Annotated in this window: 16 protein-coding genes and 1 pseudogene; 7 read left to right on the top strand and 10 right to left on the bottom strand. The window is 70.3% G+C overall.

Annotation, left to right across the window (positions count from 1 at the left end):
- Window position 1 precedes the first annotated feature (1 nt).
- The 7 genes from NNI01S_RS23210 to NNI01S_RS23180 form a co-directional block, all read right to left on the bottom strand.
- On the bottom strand, window positions 2-439 hold the full coding sequence (locus NNI01S_RS23210; RefSeq protein ID WP_063022237.1) for an NUDIX hydrolase: 438 nt from the start codon (window positions 437-439) through the stop codon (window positions 2-4).
- Window positions 440-503: 64 nt separating this feature from the next.
- A complete protein-coding gene (locus NNI01S_RS23205; RefSeq protein WP_063022236.1) occupies window positions 504-1,682 on the bottom strand; it encodes a lipid-transfer protein in 1,179 nt (392 codons plus the stop codon).
- Window positions 1,675-2,094, bottom strand: coding sequence for a MaoC family dehydratase (locus tag NNI01S_RS23200; RefSeq protein WP_063022235.1), 420 nt, complete (start codon window positions 2,092-2,094; stop codon window positions 1,675-1,677). Before NNI01S_RS23200 ends, NNI01S_RS23205 begins: the two co-directional genes overlap by 8 nt.
- A complete protein-coding gene (locus NNI01S_RS23195) occupies window positions 2,091-3,026 on the bottom strand; it encodes a bifunctional MaoC family dehydratase N-terminal/OB-fold nucleic acid binding domain-containing protein (protein WP_063022308.1) in 936 nt (311 codons plus the stop codon). Before NNI01S_RS23195 ends, NNI01S_RS23200 begins: the two co-directional genes overlap by 4 nt.
- A gap of 18 nt (window positions 3,027-3,044) precedes the next feature.
- Window positions 3,045-4,205, bottom strand: coding sequence for an acyl-CoA dehydrogenase family protein (locus NNI01S_RS23190; RefSeq protein ID WP_063022234.1), 1,161 nt, complete (start codon window positions 4,203-4,205; stop codon window positions 3,045-3,047).
- Window positions 4,190-5,254: an acyl-CoA dehydrogenase family protein gene (locus tag NNI01S_RS23185; protein WP_063022233.1), complete on the bottom strand. Its 1,065-nt coding sequence runs from the start codon at window positions 5,252-5,254 to the stop codon at window positions 4,190-4,192. The genes NNI01S_RS23190 and NNI01S_RS23185 overlap by 16 nt, the downstream gene beginning before the upstream one ends.
- Before the next feature lie 25 nt (window positions 5,255-5,279).
- Window positions 5,280-7,433: an acyl-CoA dehydrogenase family protein gene (locus NNI01S_RS23180; protein ID WP_063022232.1), complete on the bottom strand. Its 2,154-nt coding sequence runs from the start codon at window positions 7,431-7,433 to the stop codon at window positions 5,280-5,282.
- A gap of 145 nt (window positions 7,434-7,578) precedes the next feature.
- Here NNI01S_RS23180 and kstR point away from each other — a divergent pair, with 145 nt between their 5' ends.
- The 7 genes and pseudogenes from kstR (at window position 7,579) to NNI01S_RS23145 (ending at window position 16,978) form a co-directional block, all read left to right on the top strand.
- Window positions 7,579-8,229: a cholesterol catabolism transcriptional regulator KstR gene (kstR, locus tag NNI01S_RS23175; protein ID WP_043686038.1), complete on the top strand. Its 651-nt coding sequence runs from the start codon at window positions 7,579-7,581 to the stop codon at window positions 8,227-8,229.
- A 257-nt stretch (window positions 8,230-8,486) separates the two neighbouring features.
- A complete protein-coding gene (otsB, locus tag NNI01S_RS23170) occupies window positions 8,487-11,060 on the top strand; it encodes a trehalose-phosphatase (protein ID WP_063022231.1) in 2,574 nt (857 codons plus the stop codon).
- A 162-nt stretch (window positions 11,061-11,222) separates the two neighbouring features.
- A complete protein-coding gene (locus NNI01S_RS23165; protein ID WP_063022230.1) occupies window positions 11,223-12,107 on the top strand; it encodes a metal ABC transporter solute-binding protein, Zn/Mn family in 885 nt (294 codons plus the stop codon).
- 4 nt (window positions 12,108-12,111) lie between these two features.
- Window positions 12,112-12,975 (top strand): annotated as a pseudogene (locus NNI01S_RS23160) (metal ABC transporter ATP-binding protein); the annotation flags it as partial.
- Between the two features lie 554 nt (window positions 12,976-13,529).
- A complete protein-coding gene (locus NNI01S_RS23155; RefSeq protein WP_063022229.1) occupies window positions 13,530-14,399 on the top strand; it encodes a metal ABC transporter permease in 870 nt (289 codons plus the stop codon).
- Between the two features lie 544 nt (window positions 14,400-14,943).
- The gene (locus tag NNI01S_RS23150; protein WP_063022228.1) at window positions 14,944-16,116 is read left to right on the top strand and encodes an acyl-CoA dehydrogenase family protein; all 1,173 of its coding nucleotides are present in this window, start codon (window positions 14,944-14,946) and stop codon (window positions 16,114-16,116) included.
- 55 nt (window positions 16,117-16,171) lie between these two features.
- Window positions 16,172-16,978: an enoyl-CoA hydratase/isomerase family protein gene (locus NNI01S_RS23145; protein ID WP_063022227.1), complete on the top strand. Its 807-nt coding sequence runs from the start codon at window positions 16,172-16,174 to the stop codon at window positions 16,976-16,978.
- Between the two features lie 41 nt (window positions 16,979-17,019).
- Here the strand turns inward: NNI01S_RS23145 and NNI01S_RS23140 are convergent, their stop codons facing one another.
- Genes NNI01S_RS23140 through cysS form a run of 3 tightly spaced genes read right to left on the bottom strand, consistent with a single transcriptional unit; the run spans window position 17,020 to window position 19,738 of the window.
- A complete protein-coding gene (locus NNI01S_RS23140) occupies window positions 17,020-17,298 on the bottom strand; it encodes a hypothetical protein (RefSeq protein ID WP_063022226.1) in 279 nt (92 codons plus the stop codon).
- A 56-nt stretch (window positions 17,299-17,354) separates the two neighbouring features.
- Complete coding sequence (gene rlmB / locus NNI01S_RS23135) at window positions 17,355-18,332, bottom strand: 23S rRNA (guanosine(2251)-2'-O)-methyltransferase RlmB (RefSeq protein WP_063022225.1); 978 nt, start codon at window positions 18,330-18,332, stop codon at window positions 17,355-17,357.
- Window positions 18,332-19,738 carry a cysteine--tRNA ligase gene (cysS, locus tag NNI01S_RS23130; protein ID WP_063022224.1) on the bottom strand — a complete coding sequence of 469 codons (1,407 nt, stop codon included), beginning with the start codon at window positions 19,736-19,738 and terminating at the stop codon, window positions 18,332-18,334. Before cysS ends, rlmB begins: the two co-directional genes overlap by 1 nt.
- Window positions 19,739-19,747 lie beyond the last annotated feature (9 nt).

Raw genomic sequence — 19,747 nt, 5'->3', positions numbered from 1 at the left:
CTCAGCTCGGCCAGCCGCGCTGGCTGTAGGTCACGCCGGTGAGGTAGCCGTGGATACCGGCGGCCGGATACGGGATGAGCGCTTCCGGCAGCTGCGCCAGAGGGAACCAGCGCAGTTCATACGACTTGTCGGGCTCTCGATTGACCGGTTCGCCCGACCAGCGGCGAGTCTCGAAGAACAATCCGACGCGCGCTTCCCGCCCGATGTCGACGACGTGCGCGGAGTGGACGTGCCGCAGATCCGCCGGGTCGATCACCACGCCGGCCTCCTCGCGGGCTTCGCGGACCGCCGCGGCGAGCGCCGACTCCCCCGCCTCCAGCTTCCCGGCCGGCAGGTGCCACAACCCGTCGAACTCGTCCGCGCTGCGCCGCCTGCTCAGCAACACCTCCGCGCCGCGCAGTAGCAACACGTGCACGTCCACCAGATGCCGGTCCACCACCGGCCCCAACCTACGCCCCGACGCCGTTGCGGCACTCCGTCAGCGGCAGGCGAGGTCGACCGGCTCAACCGGTGGTGAGCACCAAGCCGGAGGTGGGGACGCCGGTGCCCGCCGTGACCAGGATGTTGGTCAGATCGGCGACCGGGTTGACCGAGGTGCCCCGGATCTGGCGCACCGCCTCGGCGATGCCGTTCATCCCGTGGATGTACGCCTCACCGAGCTGACCGCCGTGCGTGTTGAGCGGCAGGCGGCCGCCGACCTCGATGGCGCCGCCTGCGATGAAGTCCTTCGCCTCGCCCCGGCCGCAGAACCCCAGCTCCTCCAATTGCATCAGGACGAACGGGGTGAAGTGGTCGTAGAGGATGGCTGCCTGCATGTCCGCCGGACGCAATCCGCTCTGCGCCCACAGCTGCTCGCCGACCAGCCCCATCTCCGGAAGACCGGTCATGGCGTCGCGGTAGTAGCTGGTCATCACGTACTGGTCCGCGCCGGAACCCTGTGCGGCCGCGGCGATCACGGCGGGACGCTGCGGCAGATCGCGCGCCCGCTCCACGCTGGTGACCACGATCGCGACCCCGCCGTCGGACTCCTGGCAGCAGTCCAGCAGATGCAGCGGCTCGGCGATCCAGCGGGAGTTCTGGTGCTCCTCCAAGGTGATCGGCTTGCCGTAGAAGAAGGCGGCCGGGTTCACCGCGGCATGCTTGCGGTCGGCCACGGCCACCTGGCCGAAGTCCTCGCTGGTGGCCCCGTAGACGTGCATGTAGCGCCGGGCGACCATCGCGACCTGCGCGGCCGGCGTCCCGAGCCCCTGCGGATAGGACCAGCCCGCGTCGATGCCCGACGAGGTGGGCGCGGTCGCCAATGCCGTGGAGAACTGCCCGAACCGCGACACCGACCGCTCGTTGAACGCGCGATAGGCCACGACCACGTCGGCGACGCCGGTGGCCACCGCCATGGCGGCCTGCTGAACGGTGGCGCACGCCGCGCCGCCGCCGTAACCGATGTGGCTGAAGAACTTCAGCTGCGGGATGCCGACCGCCCTGGCGACGGCGGCCTGGGTGTTGGTGTCCATGGTGAACGTGGTCAGGCCGTCCACGTCGGCGGGCGTCAGTCCCGCGTCGGCCAGCGCGGCGGTGACCGCCTCGGCGGCCAGACGCAATTCGCTGCGCCCGGAGTCCTTGGAGAAGTCGGTGGCGCCGATGCCGACGACGGCGGCGCGGCCGGACAGAGTCTGCTCAGGCATCGGCCCTCCGTAACGCGATGACGGCCGTGGCCGTGATGTGGTCGCCGAGGCTGTCCGCGCCGACCACGGCGATGTGGATGTCGTCGCCCTCCAGCGCGGTCACCGTGCCGCTGAGCGTCAGGGTGTCCCCCGCGTACAGCGGCACGCCCAAGCGCAGCCCGATCGACTTGACGACGGCGCCCGGCCCCGCCCAATCGGTGACGAACCGCTGCACCAAGCCGGTGTCGGTGAGGATGTTGACGAAGATGTCCTTCGAACCGCGGGCGACGGCCTTGTCCCGGTCGTGGTGCACGTCCTGGAAGTCTCTGGTGGCCAGCGCGGTGCTGATCACGAACGTCGGATCGGCGTGGATCACCAGTTCGGGCAGCACCGTGCCGACGCGCACGGCATCCGGTTCGACGGTCGCGGTCATGAGACCACCTCCCAGACCGGCAGGACCGCCTCGTCGTCGAGCTTCTCGAAGCCCACCTCCACCGGCAGGCCGACCCGCACCTCGGCGGGGTCGATGCCGCGCAGTTCACCGAGCATGCGCACGCCTTCCTCCAATTCGACCAGCGCCACCACGAACGGCAGCTGCCGTCCCGGCACCTTCGGCGCGTGATGCACGACGTAACTGAACACGGTGCCGCGCCCGGAGGCGACGATGTAGTCGGTCGGTTTCGACTTGTCCTGCCAGATGGCCGGAATCGGCGGATGCCGCAGCGATCCGTCCGGCAGCCGCTGGATGCGCAGCTCACCGGCTTTGGTTCCCGCCCAGAAGAATTCGGTGTCCCAGGAGACCAGCGGTTTGACCCGCTCGCCTGCGGCGGATTTCGGCGCCGCGGTGCCGGGCGCGAATTTCAGCAGGCGGAACAGCATCTCGGCGACCACCTCGTCGCCGACCCGCCAGCTGGTCTGGAAGGTGACGAACCACCCCTCGCCCAGCGCGGTGCGCTTCGGGCCGCGGATATCCGACAGCGTGCCGGTGACCGAGACCTGCTCGCCGACGTTGAGGTAGCGGTGGTAGGTCTGCTGACAATCCGTGGCGACCACGGAGGTGTAGCCCGCGGCGTCGAGCAGCTCCGTGGCCGCGCCCATCGGGTCGTCGGCTGGCCGGGAACCGTTGAGCCCGAACATGGTCCACACCTGGGCCATGGCGGGCGGCGCGACGATGCCGGGATGTCCCGCCGCGCGCGCCGCCGCCTCGTCGACGTAGATCGGGTTGGCGTCGCCCAGCGCCTCGACCCAGTTGTTGATCATCGGCTGGTTCACCGGATCGCGCCCGAAACGGGGCGCGCTCGCACCCGCCGCCTTGATGGCCTCGGCTGCGGCGACAATCGCTTCCGGAGTAGTGGTTTCCGGCACGCGCGGCTCCTTCACTCGTTATCGGGGTACTCGTGGCAGCCGCAGTCCGGACGAGGCGACCAGCTCGCGCATCACCTCGTTGACGCCGCCGCCGAAGGTGACCACGAGGTTCTGTTTTGTCCTGCGGTCCAGCCAGGTCAGCAGCTCGCCGGTGGCCGGGTCGGCCGGGTCGCCGTAGCGGCCGATGATCTCCTCGGCGAGCCTGCCCGCCTCCTGGAGCGATTCGGTGGAGTAGACCTTGGTGGCGGACGCGTCGGCGATCACCTGGGCCTGGTCGCCGTCCGCGGTCGCGGCCACCTGCCAGTTCAACAGCTCGTTCAGCCGCACCATGGCGTGGATGCGGCCCAGCGCCCGGCGCACGTCCAGTTCGGCGAGCACGCCGCGTGGCTGCGCCCAGTCGCGCACCCGGTCGTAGAGCTGTTCGATCTTGCCGGACGGACCCAGGCTCACCCGCTCGTGGTTGAGCTGCGTCGTAATCAGCTTCCAGCCCCGGTTCTCCTCGCCGACCAGCATGTTCGCCGGGACGCGCACGTTGTCGAAATAGGTCGCGTTGGTGTGGTGGGCGCCGTCGCAGGTGATGATCGGCGTCCACGAGTAGCCTGGATCGGTGGTGTCCACGATCAGGATCGTGATGCCGCGGTGGCGCGATTCGGTCGAGCCGGTGCGGCAGGCCAGCCAGACGAAGTCGGCCTCGTGCGCGCCCGTGGTGAAGATCTTCTGGCCGTTGACGATCCAGTCCCCGGAATCGTCGCGCACCGCCGAGGTGCGCAGTGCGGCCAGATCGGTGCCCGCGTCCGGCTCGGAGTAGCCGATCGCGAAATGGACGTCCCCGGAGAGGATTCCGGGCAGAAACCGCTGCTTCTGCTCGTCGGTGCCGAACTGCTGCAAGGTAGGGCCGACGGTCAGCAGCGTCACCAGCGGCAGCGGGACGTCGGCCCGGACCGCCTCGTTGAAGAAGATCTGCTGCTCGACCGGCCCGAAGCCCTGGCCACCGTATTCCTTGGGCCAGCCGACGCCGAGCCAGCCGTCGCGGCCCATCCGGCGCACCACAGCGCGGTACGCGTCGCCGTGCCGGTTCACCGCCATCTCGGCCTCCTCCTCGGGAGTCACGAGATCGGCGAAGTAGGCGCGCAGTTCGTCGCGCAACCGGCGTTGCTCGATGGTCAGGTCGATGAACATCTGGCCCCCAATCGGTCGAGCCGGAACGACGCGCCGCCGAGCCAGCGAGCGATGTCCTTGGCTTGTGAGTAGTAGCGGTGCATCGGGTGGGTCACGTCGACGCCGAGTCCGCCGTGCAGGTGATGGCACTTCTGCATGGCTGCGGGCAATTCCCCGGCGACCGTGTAGGCCAGGATCTCCAGGTCGTCGTCGGTGCGCTCGCGATGCTCCTGGCTCGAATCGTCCTGGGCCAGAGCCCAGTTCGCGGAGACCGCGGCGACGTGCAAGGTCCGCGAGACGACGTACAGATCCGCGATCTGCTGGGCCACCGCCTGGAATTCCGCCAGCGGCCTGCCGAACTGGTGCCGGGTGCGCAGATGCTCTGCGGTGAGCGTGATCGCACCCTTGAGCAATCCATCGGCTACTGAACCGATGGAGGCGAGCGCCAGCCGGTGCAGGTCGGCGAGCCCGACCGGCCACAGCTGGTCGGCGGGGATCTCCACCTGGTCCAGCCGGACCGTGTACTCCGGGATGCCACCGGAGACCGGCGTCGGCGTGCGGGTGAGCCCGTCGGCCTGGGCGTCCACGACCGCGATGCCCGCGTTGGTCGGTACCAGCAGCCAGCTCGCCTCCTCGGCGTACGGCACGGCCACCTTGTGGCCCGTGACGCGCACCGTGCCGCCGTCGACGATCGCGGTCGTCTCCGGCTTGACGGTGAAAGGTGCCGCCGGTTCGCTCAGCGCCGCGGTGAGCACGGCGCCTTCGGCCACGCCGGGCAACACGAGCTCCTGCACGCGCTCCGGCGCGCAGGCGACCACCGGCAGCACGCCGAAGCCCAGCGTCGGCAGCGCGGGCACCGCCACTGCGTCGGTGGCCAGCTCGGTGAGCAGCGCCGAAACCTCCAGCAACCCCATCCCGTCTCCGCCGTACCGCTCCGGCAGCGCGACGACGAGCAGGCCGGAGTCGGCCAGCTTCGGCCACAACCTCATGTCGCGCGCCGGTTCGCGCTCCAGCAAGCTCACGACGACCTCGGCCACCGCGTCCTGGCCCTCGTCCCTGGTGAAGTCCACGCTTGTCTCCCGATCGACTGTAGGGCTAGTTGTCCGCGTCACGGGGCAGTCCGAGAATCCGTTCACCGGCCACGGTGAGCAGGATCTGCTCGGTGCCGCCCGCGATCGACAGACAGCGCGTGAGCAGGAACTCCTTGGTCACCTCGGAGTCCTGCGCGCCGAGCGGGCCCGCCGCCTCCGCGGCGAATTCGGCGACCGCCTGGCGGTGGCGCACGCCGACCAGCTTGCGCACGCTGCTCTGCGCGCCGGGATCCCCTCCCGCCAGCATCTTCACCGCGGCTCGTTGCTCGAGCAGCAGGCCGGCGATCGCCTCCGCGACGAAGCCGCCCAGCCGGTCGTTCACCAGTTCCGCGCCGGGCCCTGCGGCGGGTGATTTCGCGATCAGCTCTTCGAGCACGGGCCCGATGCCATTGCCGCCCATCGCCACCCGCTCCGTGGAGAGGGTGGAACGGGCGATCTTCCATCCATTGTTCAGCGCGCCGACCACGCAGTCGTCCGGGACGAACACGTCGTCGAGGAAGACCTCACTGAAACGCGCCTCCCCGGTGATCTGCACCAGCGGGCGCACCTCGAGTCCGGCGCTGCGCATGTCGACCAAGAAGTACGTGATGCCCCGGTGTTTGGGCGCGTCCGGATCGGTGCGCGCCAGGCAGATCGCCCAATTCGCTTTGTCGCCCAGCGAAGTCCACACCTTCTGACCGCGCAGCACCCAGCCGCCGTCCGCCTTCTTCGCGGTGGTGCGCAGCGCTGCCAGGTCGGAGCCCGCTTCCGGCTCGCTGAACAGCTGGCACCAGACCACCTCGCCGTGCAAGGTCGGCCAGGCGAAGCGTTCGATCTGCTCCGGCGTCCCGTGCTGCAACAGCGTCGGGATCGCCCAGCCGCCGATCGCCAGGTCCGGCGCGGTGAGCCCGGCGCGGCGCAGTTCCTCGGAGATCATCAGGCCGGTCATCGGGTCCGCGGCGCGCCCGTAGGGCCGCGGCCAGTGCGGCATGACCAGGCCTGCCTCGACCAGCGCGGCGCGCTGCCGCTCGGCGGGCAGTGCCGCGATCCGCGCGACTTCGGCCGCCAGCTCGTGGGCGCTGTCGCCGTTCACGGCGGCCACGCCCTCCTCGGCGAAGACCCGGTCGGCGCCGGTGGTGCGCCGCAGGCCCCGGCGAGTCAGCTCGGTGACCCTGGCCCGCCAGCGCGCCGAACCGCCGAGCAGCTGGCGCAGCGCCGTCGCCCGGCGCAGATACAGGTGCGCGTCGTGTTCCCAGGTGAAGCCGATACCGCCGAGCACCTGGATGCAGTCCTTGGCGGTCTCGACCGCGGCGTCCAGGGCGATCGCGGCCGCGATGGCGGCGGCGATCGGCAGCTCGCCGCCGCCGTCGTCCACGGCGGCGGCGGTATCGGCCGCCACGGCGCGGATGAGTTCGGTGCGGCACAGCATCCAGGCGCAGATGTGCTTGACCGCTTGGAACGAACCGATCTTGCGGCCGAACTGCTCGCGCACCTTGGCGTACTCGACCGCGGTCTCCAGGCACCAGCCCGCGAGGCCGGACAGTTCGGCGACGACCAGCGCGACGAGCAGATCCCCTGCGGCGTGCGGCGCGACGAAGACGCGTTCGGCGGGCACGCGCAGGTCGGCGCAGTGCACCCGCGCCAGCGGCGTGCTCGGGTCCAGTGGCGCGAGCGCCTCCACCCGCAGGCCGGCGGCATCGGGTGACACCAGACACCAGCGCTGCCCCCGGGGGTGGTCGATCGGCAGCAGCACGGCGGTTCCCGGGGCGGCGCCGAGCACGGAATCCCAGGTACCCGTGAGCAACACGCCATCGCTTGCGGCGGGTACGCTCACCGTCGAGCCGACGACGAAGTCGAGCGCGACCCCGCACGGCAGGTCCTCGTCGAGCTGCCCGGCGGTGATCAGATTGGCCAAAGCCGTTGCGAGCACGGGGCCGCCGACCAGGTCGTGCGCCGCCTGCTCCACCAGCACCGCCAGATCGGCGACCGACCCGCCCGCACCGCCCGCGTCCTCGGCCACCGCGACCCGGAAGATCCCGATCTCGGCCAGCGCGGGCCAGTAGGCGCGCCAGAAGTCGGCCGCACCGGTCCGCATTGTTGCAATTGGACGGACCGACGCCGCCCATCCGCGCATCGACTCCTGGACGGCTTTATGCTCGTCAGTGGTGGCGATGGTCACACTCCATACCGCCTTTCCGGCGTGACTCCCACACCTAGAACATGTTCTAATATCCTAGCCGGGCGGAAGTCAAGAGACCATCACCGCCGCGGCCACAGCGCGCACGCAGCCGACGAAACGACGTTTCCGGAAAGGACTTTCATCAATGGCCAGTCCGTCCCGATCGCAGCCAGCCGACCCGAGCGCGGCCCGGCCCGCGGCCACGGTCACCACGCTCAGCGAGGACGAGCTGAGCTCGGCGGCGCAGCGCGAACGACGCAAGCGGATCCTGGACGCGACCTTGGCGCTCGCGTCCAAGGGCGGTTACGACGCGGTCCAGATGCGCGCGGTGGCCGAACGCGCCGACGTCGCCGTCGGCACGCTGTACCGCTACTTTCCGTCGAAGGTGCACCTGCTGGTCTCGGCGCTGTCGCGCGAGTTCGAGCAGATCGAGGGCAAACGCAAGCCGCTTGCCGGGCAGTCTCCCCAGGAGCGCATGCATCTGCTGCTCACCCAGATCACCCGGATGATGCAGCGCGACCCGCTCCTCACCGAGGCCATGACCAGGGCGTTCATGTTCGCCGACGCCTCGGCCGCCGCCGAGGTGGACCGCGTCGGCAAGGTGATGGATCGCGTCTTCGCCCGCGCCATGAACGACGGTGAGCCCACCGAGCGCCAGCTGGCCATCGCCCGCGTGATCAGCGACGTGTGGCTGTCGAATCTGGTCGCCTGGCTGACCCGGCGCGCGTCGGCCACCGACGTCACCGAACGCCTGGAACTGACCGTCGACCTGCTGCTGGGCGAGCGCAACCAGTAAGCTCTAGGCGGATCTCTCAGCGCACCGCGAGCGATTTCGGCGCCCGGTCACCGCGCCGGGCTCGGATGGCCCCTGTGCTGCGACGAAGCTCACCTATTCGGATCCCGTTGGCGTCAGCTGGGCAGATCTACCGGACACCGGTTCAGCTCGTGCGTTATGGTGCGCACGCGGACCGGTGTGTTGCTGTGCGGCAAATTCAACCCAGTATTGTTTTGCCCGCCCCCTGAAAAAACTCCTCCGATCACTAGGTTGGATGCGTGAGCGCACAGGATCTGCCACTGGAACTTCGCCGTGCACTGTCGACGGTCGCGCGCGTGCCCCGGCTGCTGGTCGCATCGGACTACGACGGGACACTCGCGCCCATCGTGTCCGACCCGGCCAAAGCCTTTCCCCATCGGGAATCGGTGAGCGCGTTACGAGCCCTCGCCGGCCTGACCGGGACCACCGCCGCCGTGATCTCCGGCCGCGCGCTGCGAGATCTCGCGGCGCTGTCGCGCCTGCCGGTCGAGGTGCAACTGATCGGCAGCCACGGCTCGGAATTCGACGTGGGCTTCGTGCACGCGATCGACAACGACGCCAAGCATCTGCTCCAAGAGGTGCAGACCGCCCTGAACCAGGTCGCCTCGGACAATCCGGGCGTCACCGTGGAGATCAAGCCGGCCAGCGTCGCGCTGCACGTGCGCAACGCCAGCCCGGAGATCGGCCATCGCGCGCTGTCGCAGGTCCGGCTCGGCCCGGCCTGCTGGTTCGGCGTGCAGGTCACCGAGGGCAAGGCGGTCATCGAACTGGCCGTGGTGCAGACCGACAAGGGCACCGCTCTGGACACCGTCCGGCATCAGGCGGGGGCCTCGGCCGCGGTGTTCTTCGGTGACGACGTCACCGACGAGAAGGCGTTCCGGGTGCTGTCGGGTCCCGATGTCGGCATCAAGGTCGGCGACGGCGAGAGCCTGGCCAAGTTCCGGGTGGACAGCACGGAGGCCGTGGCCCGCGCGCTGGCCTACCTGCTGGAGGAGCGCCGGACCTGGCTGGCGGGCGCGAGCGCGCCGCGCATCGAGCGGCTGACCATGCTGGCCAGCCCGCGCTCGGTCGCGCTGCTCACCCCGGATGCCACGGTGACGTGGTTCTGCCACCCCGAACCGGACTCCGCCGCGGTGTTCGCGCACCTGCTCGGCGGCCCCCAGGGCGGCCACTTCACCATCGAGCCCGAACGGCCGGGCCTGCCGCTCTCGCAGCGCTACGTCGACGGCACGATGACCGTCGAAACCCGCTGGGCAAAGTTGCAGGTCACCGACTACCTGCCGCACGATGTGGCGCCCACCCGCACCGACCTCACCCGGGTGATCACCGGCGACGCGAAGGCCGTGATCACCTTCGCCCCCCGGCCGGAGTTCGGCCAGGTGCCGGTGAACCTCGAGGCACAGGAGGGCGGGCTGCGGGTGTACGGCACCAACGACCCGATCGTGCTGCGCTCCCCCGGCGTGCACTGGGAGATCGTCTCGGACGGAACCCACGAATCCGCCCGGGCCGTGGTCGATCCGTCCAAGGGTCCCGTCGTGCTGGAGTTGCGCTGCGGCACCGCCGATCTGGATCCGGCTCCGACCAGTGAGACGGAGCGGCGGCGGGCGGCGGAGCGGTACTGGTCGGAGTGGGCCACGACGCTCACGCTGCCCCCGCTCAAGCCGGATCTGATGAAGCGCTCCGCGCTCACCCTGCGCGGCCTGGTGCACGCGCCATCCGGTTCGATCCTCGCGGCCGCGACCACGTCGCTGCCCGAGGACATCGGCGGCGTGCGCAACTGGGACTACCGCTACTGCTGGCTGCGCGACGCGGCGCTGACCGCGCAGGCACTCGTCTCGCTGGGCTCGCTCACCGAGGCCGAGAACTACCTCGGCTGGGTGCACCGGGTACTGGAGACGCTGCCCGGCCCCGAGCGCCTGCACCCGCTGTACACGCTGTACGGCGAGACGCTGCCGCCGGAGGCCTCGATCGACCAGCTGCCCGGCTACGCGGGCTCACGCCCGGTGCGCGTCGGCAACGCGGCCAACATGCAGGTGCAGCTGGACGTCTTCGGCCCGATCGTCGACCTCATCGCCACCCTGGCGCACGCCAGGGAGCTGCGCGGCATCACCGACCCGGCGGGCGTGCTGCCCGACGCCGACTGGGAGCTGGTCTGCGCCATGGTCGCGGCGGTGCAGCGGCGTTGGCAGGAGCCCGACCACGGCATCTGGGAGATCCGCGGCAACCCTCGCCACCACGTGTACTCGAAGGTGATGGGCTGGCTGACCGTCGACCGGGCGCTGACGCTGGCGCAGAAGTTCGACCGCGAAGTCGATCCGGCCTGGTCGGTGCTGCGCGACACCATCGCCGACGAGGTGAAGGCCAAGGGCTGGAACGACGAGGTGCAGTCCTACACTGCGGCCTACGACGGCACCGACCTGGACGCGGCGACGCTGCACATCGGTTTGAGCGGCCTGATCGACCCATCCGACCCGCGCTTCGCGGCGACCGTCGTGGCGACCGAAGCCGAGCTGCGCAGCGGCTCGACGGTGTACCGCTACCACCACGACGACGGGCTGCCCGGCGGCGAGGGCGGATTCCACCTGTGCGCGGCATGGCTGGTCGAGGCGTACCTGCTGATCGGGAAGCGCTCCGACGCCGAGGCGCTGTTCGCCCAGCTGGTCGACGTGGCGGGCCCGACCGGGCTGCTCAGCGAGGAGTACGACCCGGTGGCCGAGCGCTCGCTGGGCAACCACCCGCAGGCCTACAGCCATCTCGGCCTGTTGCGCTGCGCCCAGCTGCTCGGGCAGCCGGTGGAGGCCGCGCTGGTCTGACACCGCGCATCCAGCCGAGGGCCCGCGAACGAGAAATCGTTCCCGGGCCCTTCGCATTCCGCTCTTTCCAGGGGCGTCTCGGCCCGCGGGTCGACGTCCCCTGCTAGAGTTAACGGGAACGATTTCCATTATGATCTAGAGCACTGCCAGGAGTACCCCCACGTGAGAACCGGATTTGCGAGAACCTGCGCAGGCATCACCGTGGGGGTCGTCGTCTCCGCCCTGACGCTGACCGCCTGCGGCGGATCGAACGACGACGGACGGCCCACCGTGGTGGCCTCCACCGACGTCTGGGGCGATATCGCCGCCGCCGTCGCGGGCCCCGACGCCGCCGTCCGGTCCTTGATCACCGATCCGTCCGCCGATCCGCACTCGCACGAGACCTCCGCCGTCGAGTCGGCCGCGCTCAGCGATGCCGACCTCGTGGTCTACAACGGCGGCGGCTACGACCAGTTCGCGGAGAAGGCGGTGGCGGGCACGAACAAGCGCACCGTGGACGCGTTCTCCGTGCGGGCCGACCAGAGTGACGACAACGAGCACGTCTGGTACGACGTGCGCACCGTCGACGTGGTCGCCGACCGGATCGCCGCCCAGCTCGCCGAACTGGACCCGGGCAAGGCCGCGGCCTATGCCGAGCGCGCCGCGACGTTCAAGGCCCGGCTCGCCGCCGTCACCGACATCACCGGCAAGCTCGCCGCCGACCATCCCAAGACGCCGGTGCTGCAGACCGAACCCCTCGCGCACTACCTCGTGGCCGCCGCAGGCGCCGAGGACCTCACTCCGCACGCGTTCCAGGAAGCGATCGAGCAGGAGACCGACCCGGCGCCCGCGGCCGTCGCGGCCACCCAGGACCTACTCAGCGGCAAGCGGGTCCGCGCGCTGATCTACAACGTGCAGACCGAGGACAAGATCACCAAAGACCTGCGCGCCACCGCGCAGAACGCGGGCGTCTCCATCGTCGAGGTGACCGAGACCCTGCCCGACGGCGTGGATTACATTCAGTGGCAGACCAAGAACGCGCAGGCGCTGGCCGCCGCGCTGGGCTGAGCAGATGACCGAGGGAGCCGCGCTGACCGAGCACACCGACGGGGTGGACCGGCGGCGACCGACCAGCGACGACGACTCGGCCGCGGTGCGGCTGGAGGCCGCCCGCCTCTCATTCGGCGACCGAACCCTCTGGGACGGACTGGATCTCACCGTCGCGCCGGGCGAATTCGTCGCGATACTCGGGCCGAACGGATCGGGCAAGACCTCGCTGCTGAAGGTGCTGCTGGGCCAGGTCGGCTTGAGTTCCGGCACGGCGCGGATCGCGGGCTCGCCCGCGCGCGCGGGCAATCACGACATCGGCTACGTGCCGCAGCAGAAGACGATCGACGCCGGGGTGCAGTTGCGCGGCGTCGATCTCGTCGGGCTCGGCGTCGACGGCCATCGCTGGGGGCTCGGTCTGCGCTCCCGCGCCGAGCGCAAGCGCAAGGTGGCCGCGGCCATCGCCGACGTCGGAGCGGAGCGCTTCGCCCACGCGCCGCTGGAATCGATGTCCGGCGGCGAGCAGCAACGCCTGCGGGTGGCCCAGGCACTCGTCGGCGATCCGAAGGTGCTGCTGTGCGACGAGCCGTTGCTCAGCCTCGACCTGGCGAATCAGCGCCTGGTCGCCGAACTGATCGATCGCCGCAGGCGCACCCACGACACCGCCGTGCTCTTCGTGACGCACGAGATCAATCCGATTCTGCCCCTGGTGGATCGAGTGCTCTACCTGGTCGACGGCAGATTCCGGATCGGCACGCCGGAGCAGGTGATGACCTCGGCGGTGCTGTCGGAGCTGTACCGCACCCAGGTGGACGTCCTGCGGGTACGCGGGCGTCTGGTGGTCGTCGGCACCGGCGACACGATGGACGCGCTCGGCACCGCGGGCGGGCACTGTCACGGCCCGGCGGGCGACGAATTCGCGCACGGCGACACCGCGCCGGATGGGTCAGCGATATCGAGCGAAGCGGACGAGTCGATGAAGACGGGCCACACGACCGGGCCCGACTCACAAGCAACCGACCGACCGTCGGCAGCCCCCGACCCGATGACCAACGGCGCTCCCCCCGCTCAACGACCGAGCATCATGCCCGCTGCGCACCCGGCTTCCGTCCGGTCGTCGGACCATCACACCGCGACCGGCACCTCGCCATCGAACGATCCGAGAACCGGCGAACCGGCATCGAACGGCTCCGCCGCTGCCGAATCGACACCGGGCCGGTCGACCGCCGCGAAACCACCGCCTCACGCGGCACCCGATGGCCCTAACGGCGACGTTGCCGCCCGCAATGCGGCAACCGATGACGTAGCGCCGGGCCGCACGGTTCCCGGCCACGCCAAGACCTCGGTCGCGTCAGCCTCGGCGCACCACGCGCCTGCTGCGGACGGCAACGGCGACCACACGACCCCGTCGGCCGCCGACCCGGACGAGAGTGGAGTGCGCTCGTGACCGACAAGCTCTCCGGCGTCCTCGGCAAGATGCTCGACTTCGGCACCACCGCGAACCTGCTGTCCTACGGATTCGTCCAGCAGGCGCTGGTCGCCGCTGCCCTGCTCGGGCTGCTGTCGGGAGTGATCGGCCCGCTCATCATCAGCAGGCAGATGTCGTTCGCCGTGCACGGCACCAGCGAGTTGTCCCTGACCGGCGCCGCCGCCGCGCTGCTGGCGGGTGTGGGGGTCGGTCTGGGGGCCATCGCGGGGTCGGTGGTCGCGGCGGTGTTGTTCGGCCTGCTCGGCACCCGGGCACGCGAGCGCGATTCGGTGATCGCCGTGGTGCTCTCGTTCGGGCTGGGTCTCTCGGTGCTGTTCCTGTGGCTGGGTCCCGACCGCGCGGGATCGAAATTCTCGCTGTTGACCGGCCAGGTGGTCAGCGTCGGCAACAACGGCCTCGGCCTGCTCGCCGTCTGCACCGCCGCGGTCATCGCGGTGCTCGCGGTCGTCTACCGGCCGCTGCTGTTCGCCAGTTCCGATCCAGAAGTGGCCGTGGCGCGCGGTGTTCCGGTGCGGGCGCTGTCCATCGTGTTCGCCGTGCTGCTCGGCATCACGGCGGCGTTCGGCGTGCAGATCGTCGGCGCACTGCTGGTCCTCGCCTTGCTGATCACCCCGGCCGCCGCGGCCGCCCAGCTCACCGCGGACCCGGTCCGCGCGACGGCGCTCGCGGTGGTGTTCGCGGAAGTCGCCGCTGTCGGCGGCATCCTGCTTTCGCTCGCGCCGGGCGTCCCCGTTTCGACCTTCGTGACGACCATCTCGTTCCTGATCTACCTCGCCTGCCGCGTGCTCGGCAGCCGCAACCGCCGCCTCGCCCGCGCCCGCTGAGATCCGCTGCGCCTCTCGAACTCGGTTCCGCTGCCCATCCCGCGCTCCCCGGCGCATCGCAGCGCCTCCCGACATCTTCTGGCGCATCGCGGCACCTCACGACACCTTCTGGCGCATCGCGACTCTTGCGGCACCTCCCGGCGCATAGCAGCGCCTCCCGGCGCATCGCAGTGCCTCCCGGCACCTCCCGGCACCTTCTGGCGCATCGCGGCGCATCGCGGCGCCTCCCGGCGGCGCCGCCCGAAAGCGGCGATCCGCCATGTCCATCGGCCCATTTCGAGCCGCCATTCTCGGACTGATGCCGCTCGGATACCGCCTGCCTGTCCTCCGACGCGCCCACCGCTGCCCGCGTGATCGGCAGCTGGGAGAGACGGCGGCAATGGTGAGTTCTTGCACCGGTCCGAGACCACATCCCAGCGATTATCAGCGCAGCTCAGAGCGCAACCCCAGAAACGGGACACCATTGATGGCAGTCGCCTTCAGTCGTCGCTGGATGCTTTCGTATGCTCGACCCATCGCGCCCCCGAACGAATGGTGACCAACGATGATCGACTTCGCGATTCCCGCCGACCTCGCCGCCGAACGCGACCGAGTACGCCGCTTCGTCATCGACAAGATCGTCCCCTACGAGCGGGACCCCCGCCTGACCGCGCACGGCCCGACCGACGAGTTGCGGCAGGAACTCGTCGAACTCGCCCGCGCCGAGAAGCTGCTCACCGTGCAGGCGCCCGAATCGCTCGGCGGGCGCGGCCTGACCCACATCGAGCAGGCGGTGATCTACGAGGCGGCGGGCTGGTCCACGCTCGGCCCGGTCGCCATGAACTGCGCGGCGCCCGACGAGGGCAACATGTTCCTGCTGTCCAAGGTGGCCGACCCCGACCAGGTCCAGCGCTACCTGGCCCCCGTGGTCGCGGGCCACCAGCGTTCGGTCTTCGCCATGACCGAGCCCGACGGCGCAGGCTCCGACCCGGCCCAGCTGGCCACCGCGGCGACCTTCGACGGCGAGAACTTCACCATCAACGGCCGCAAATGGCTGATCACCGGCGCGAACGGCGCGAAGACCTGGATCATCATGGCTCGCCTGGCCGCCAACCCGCACCTACCCGAGGGCCCCACGCTGTTCCTGGCCGAGGGCGACCAGCCCGGCATCGTCATCGAACGCACCATGAACACGATGGACCGCAACTACGTCGCCGGGCACGGTGTGGTCCGCTTCGACAATCTGGTGCTGCCCAGGGAGGCGCTGCTGGGCGAGGCGGGCCAGGCGCTGCGCTATGCCCAGCTCCGGCTCGCCCCGGCCCGCCTGACCCACTGCATGCGCTGGCTCGGCGCCGCCGAACGCGCCCAGAGCATCGCGATCGAGCACGCGCGCACCCGCACCGCGTTCGGCAAACCGATCGGCGAACACGAGGGTGTGTCGTTCATGCTCGCCGACAACGAGATCGCGCTGCACCAGTGCAGGCTGACCATCTGGCACGCGTGCTGGCTGATGGACAACGGCGAGAAGGCGCGGCACGAGAGTTCGATCGCCAAGTCGTTCGTATCCGAGGAACTGTTCAAGGTCGCCGACCGCTGCGTGCAGGTGCTCGGCGGCATCGGCATCAGCGACGAGACGGTCGTCGAGATGATTTTCCGGGACATGCGCGCCTTCCGGCTCTACGACGGGCCGACCGAGGTGCACAAGTACGCCATCGGGCGCAAGGTGCTGCGCGGATAGCGGAGGACTTTCGGCCCCGGGTCAGCTCCGCGTCCGTCGGCTAACATCCTGTGGCATGAGTTCGGAACTGCACGTCGATGTCTCACGAGGCGTCGCCGTGCTCACGCTCAACCGGCCCGCCCAGCAGAACGCCTTCACGCCCACGATGGCCGCCGAATTGGGCGCGGCGTTGCAGCGCTGCGATGCGGAAGACGCCATTCGCGCCGTGGTCGTCACCGGCACCCCGCCCGCGTTCTGCGCGGGCGCGGACCTATCCAACCGGGTGGGCGAGGTCAGCGCCACCATCGACCCCCCGCCCTGGCGGGTGCGCAAACCGGTGATCGCCGCCGTGAACGGCCACGCGGTCGGCATCGGCCTGGCCCTGGCACTGCAGTGCGACCTGCGGTATCTGGCGCGCGACGCGGTGTACGGGCTGAATCAGGTGCGCCGCGGCGTCCTCGCCGACGGCTACGCGCACTGGACGCTACCCAGGCTCGTCGGCATGGCCAACGCCGCCGACATCATGCTGACCGGTCGCACGTTCGACGGTGACGAGGCGAAGGCGATGGGCCTGGCCAACGGCTCACTGCCCGCGGGCGAGGTGCTACCCACCGCGCTGGCCGTCGCGCACGACATCGCGAACGGCTCGGCGCCGCTACCGGTGGCACTGTCCAAGCGGCTGCTCTGGGAAGGGCTGGGGATGAGCCCGGCCGTGGTCGGCCAATGGGAAAGCGAACTCAATCAGCACGCGAGCAAGAGCATCGACGGCGGCGAGGCCATGGCCGCGTTCCGGGATCGCAGGCAGCCCAGCTGGTCGGGCAGCGTCAGCTCGGAGTGGCCCGCCTGGGATGCCGCGGAGCGTGAGCGGCCGAGTCTGGACTAGGCCCCGCCGGTACGGCGGCCCTGCGCGGCCCTCGGCATCGCTCAAGCATTACCGCCGATCAGGATCAACAGGAACAGCACGGCGAAGATGATCATCAGGACGGTGCCGACGACGCCGAGGACGTAGCCGACCAGCACCTGGGCCCGGCCACCGTACGCGCCGCCGGATTCCTCGATCTGGTCGAGCGCACGCCGCCCCAGCGCCCACGCCACCGGCCCGAGCACCCCGCAGCAGAGGACGCTCGCCGCGCCGAGAAACAACACCGCCGTCGCGTTCGGATGCTCGACCGGCGCGCCAATGGGCTGATTGGGTATCACCACCAGCCGAATTCTACTGGGCGGGGCCGCCTCTCCGGGTTTTTAGGCGTACGAGACGCTCAGGCGCGGCGCTGGCGGGCGACTTCGGAGAGCACCACACCGGCGGCCACCGACGCGTTCAGCGATTCCACCGGCCCCGCCATCGGAATCGACAGGATGGCGTCGCAGGACTCCCGGACCAGGCGGGACAGCCCTTTGCCCTCCGAACCGACCACGATCACGGTGGGCTCGCGGCCGTCGAAATCGTCCAGCGAGGTGTTGCCTCCGGCGTCCAAGCCGACGATCTGTACGCCCTGGGAAGCCCAATCCTTCAGAGTGCGTGTGAGATTCGTCGCGCGGGCGACCGGAAGCCGCGCGGCGGCGCCCGCGCTGGTACGCCAGGCCACCGCGGTGACGCTCGCGCTGCGCCGCTGCGGAATCAGGACGCCGTGGCCGCCGAAGGCCGCCACCGAACGCACCACCGCGCCGAGGTTGCGCGGGTCGGAGATGTTGTCCAGCGCGACCAGCAGGGCGGGCTGCGCGGAACCGCGTGCCCGATCCAGCAGGTCGTCCGGGTGGGCGTAGCGATACGGCGGCACCTGAAGCGCGACGCCCTGATGCAATCCGTTGGCGCTCAACCGGTCCAGGTCGGTGCGCGGGACCTCCAGGATGGAGATGCCGGTGTCCGCGGCGAGCCGCACGCTCTCGGTCAACCGCTCGTCGTTCTCGGTGCCGACCGCGACGTAGAGCGCCGTCGCGGGCACGCCCGCGCGCAGGCACTCGACCACCGGATTGCGCCCGAGCACCAGTTCCGGACCGTCGTCGGCCTTCCGGCCGGCGGGGCGGCCCGCGCCGCCGCGCGGGGTCGTGTGAGCTTGCGCGGCCTTGGCTTTCGCGGCCGCGCGCTTGGCGGCGGGATGCTTGGTCCGCATCTCGGCGGGCGGGGTGGCGCCGCGCCCCTCCAATCCGCGCCTGCGCTTGCCGCCGGAGCCGACCACGGCGCCCTTCTTGGTGCCGCTCTTGCGTACCGCACCGCGGCGCTGCGAATTGCCTGCCATCACTGGGCCTTTCCGGATTGCGGAGCGCCGAGCGCCCATTCGGGACCGTTGGCGGTGTCGGTGACCTCGATGCCCGCCGACTGCAGGCGATCGCGCACGGCGTCGGCGGTCGCCCAGTCCTTCGTGGCGCGCGCTTCCTGGCGGCGGTCGAGTTCCGCGCGCACCAGCACGTCGAGGGCGCCGAGCGCGGCCGAGGAATCGCTCGGGGCGTACCAGTGCGGGTCCAGCGGGTCGACCCCGAGAACGGCGAGCATGGCCCGCACCTGACCGGCCGAGTCACGCGCCGAGTCGATCGCGCCGGCCTCCAACGCCTTGTTGCCCTCGTGCACTACGCGATGAATCTCCGCCAGCGCCTTCGGCACCGCGAGATCGTCGTCGAGGGCGGCGGCGAACGCGTCGGTCCACTTGCCCACCGGAATCTCACCGGCTCGGTCCATCACGCGGTTCACGAACGCCTCGATGCGCTGGTAGGACTGCGCCGCATCGTGCAGCGCCTTGTCCGAGTACTCCAGCATCGAGCGGTAGTGCGCGCTGCCCAGATAGAACCGCAGCTCGACGGCGCGCACCTGCTCGAGCACGTTCGGCACGGAGAGCACGTTGCCCAACGACTTGGACATCTTCTCCCCGCCCATGGTCACCCAGCCGTTGTGCAGCCAGTACCTGGCGAAGCCGTCACCGGCCCCCTTCGACTGGGCGATCTCGTTCTCGTGGTGCGGGAACACGAGATCCATACCGCCGCAATGGATGTCGAATTCGGCGCCGAGGTAGAACCCGGCCATCGCGGAGCACTCCAGGTGCCACCCCGGGCGGCCGGGACCCCACGGCGACGGCCAGGTCGGCTCGCCCGGCTTGGCCGCTTTCCACAGGGTGAAGTCGCGCGGATCGCGTTTGCCCTCACCCGCGCTCTCGCCCTGGTGCACGTCGTCGAGCCGGTGCCCGGACAGCTTGCCGTAATCGGGGTAGCTGACGACGTCGAAGTAGACGTTGCCCGCCGAGGCGTAGGCGTGCCCGCGATCGATCAGCCGCTGCATCATCTCGACCATCTGGGTGATGTGGCCGGTCGCGCGCGGCTCCGCGGACGGCGGCAGCACACCGAGCTGTTCGTAGGCGCGATCGAAGGCGCGCTCGTGCGTGGCGGCCCACTCCCACCACGGGCGGTCCGCCTCGGCGGCCTTGGTGAGGATCTTGTCCTCGATATCGGTGACGTTGCGGATGAACCAGACGTCGAAGTCGTGCGCCAGCAGCCAGCGTCGCAGCACGTCGAACGCGACTCCGCTGCGCACATGGCCGATGTGCGGCTGACCCTGCACGGTGGCGCCACAGAGGTACACCGAGGCACGGCCGGGGACCAAGGGTGCGAAATCGCGCACGGTCCGCGTGTCGGTGTCAAAGAGGCGCAGCGTCACGGCAGTCGA

The organism is Nocardia niwae NBRC 108934 = DSM 45340, assembly GCF_001613465.1.
Lineage (GTDB): Bacteria > Actinomycetota > Actinomycetes > Mycobacteriales > Mycobacteriaceae > Nocardia > Nocardia niwae.
Note: the sequence above shows the minus strand (reverse complement) of the source record. Positions and strands in the feature narration are given on the sequence as shown.

Bases quoted from the DNA above. Each gene is read 5' to 3' on its own strand.
- NNI01S_RS23190 (WP_063022234.1), bottom strand. From the start codon at position 4,205: ATGTTCATCGACCTGACCATCGAGCAACGCCGGTTGCGCGACGAACTG.
- kstR (WP_043686038.1), top strand. From the start codon at position 7,579: ATGGCCAGTCCGTCCCGATCGCAGCCAGCCGACCCGAGCGCGGCCCGG.
- NNI01S_RS23200 (WP_063022235.1), bottom strand. From the start codon at position 2,094: ATGACCGCGACCGTCGAACCGGATGCCGTGCGCGTCGGCACGGTGCTG.
- rlmB (WP_063022225.1), bottom strand. From the start codon at position 18,332: ATGGCAGGCAATTCGCAGCGCCGCGGTGCGGTACGCAAGAGCGGCACC.
- NNI01S_RS23145 (WP_063022227.1), top strand. From the start codon at position 16,172: ATGAGTTCGGAACTGCACGTCGATGTCTCACGAGGCGTCGCCGTGCTC.
- NNI01S_RS23205 (WP_063022236.1), bottom strand. From the start codon at position 1,682: ATGCCTGAGCAGACTCTGTCCGGCCGCGCCGCCGTCGTCGGCATCGGC.
- NNI01S_RS23150 (WP_063022228.1), top strand. From the start codon at position 14,944: ATGATCGACTTCGCGATTCCCGCCGACCTCGCCGCCGAACGCGACCGA.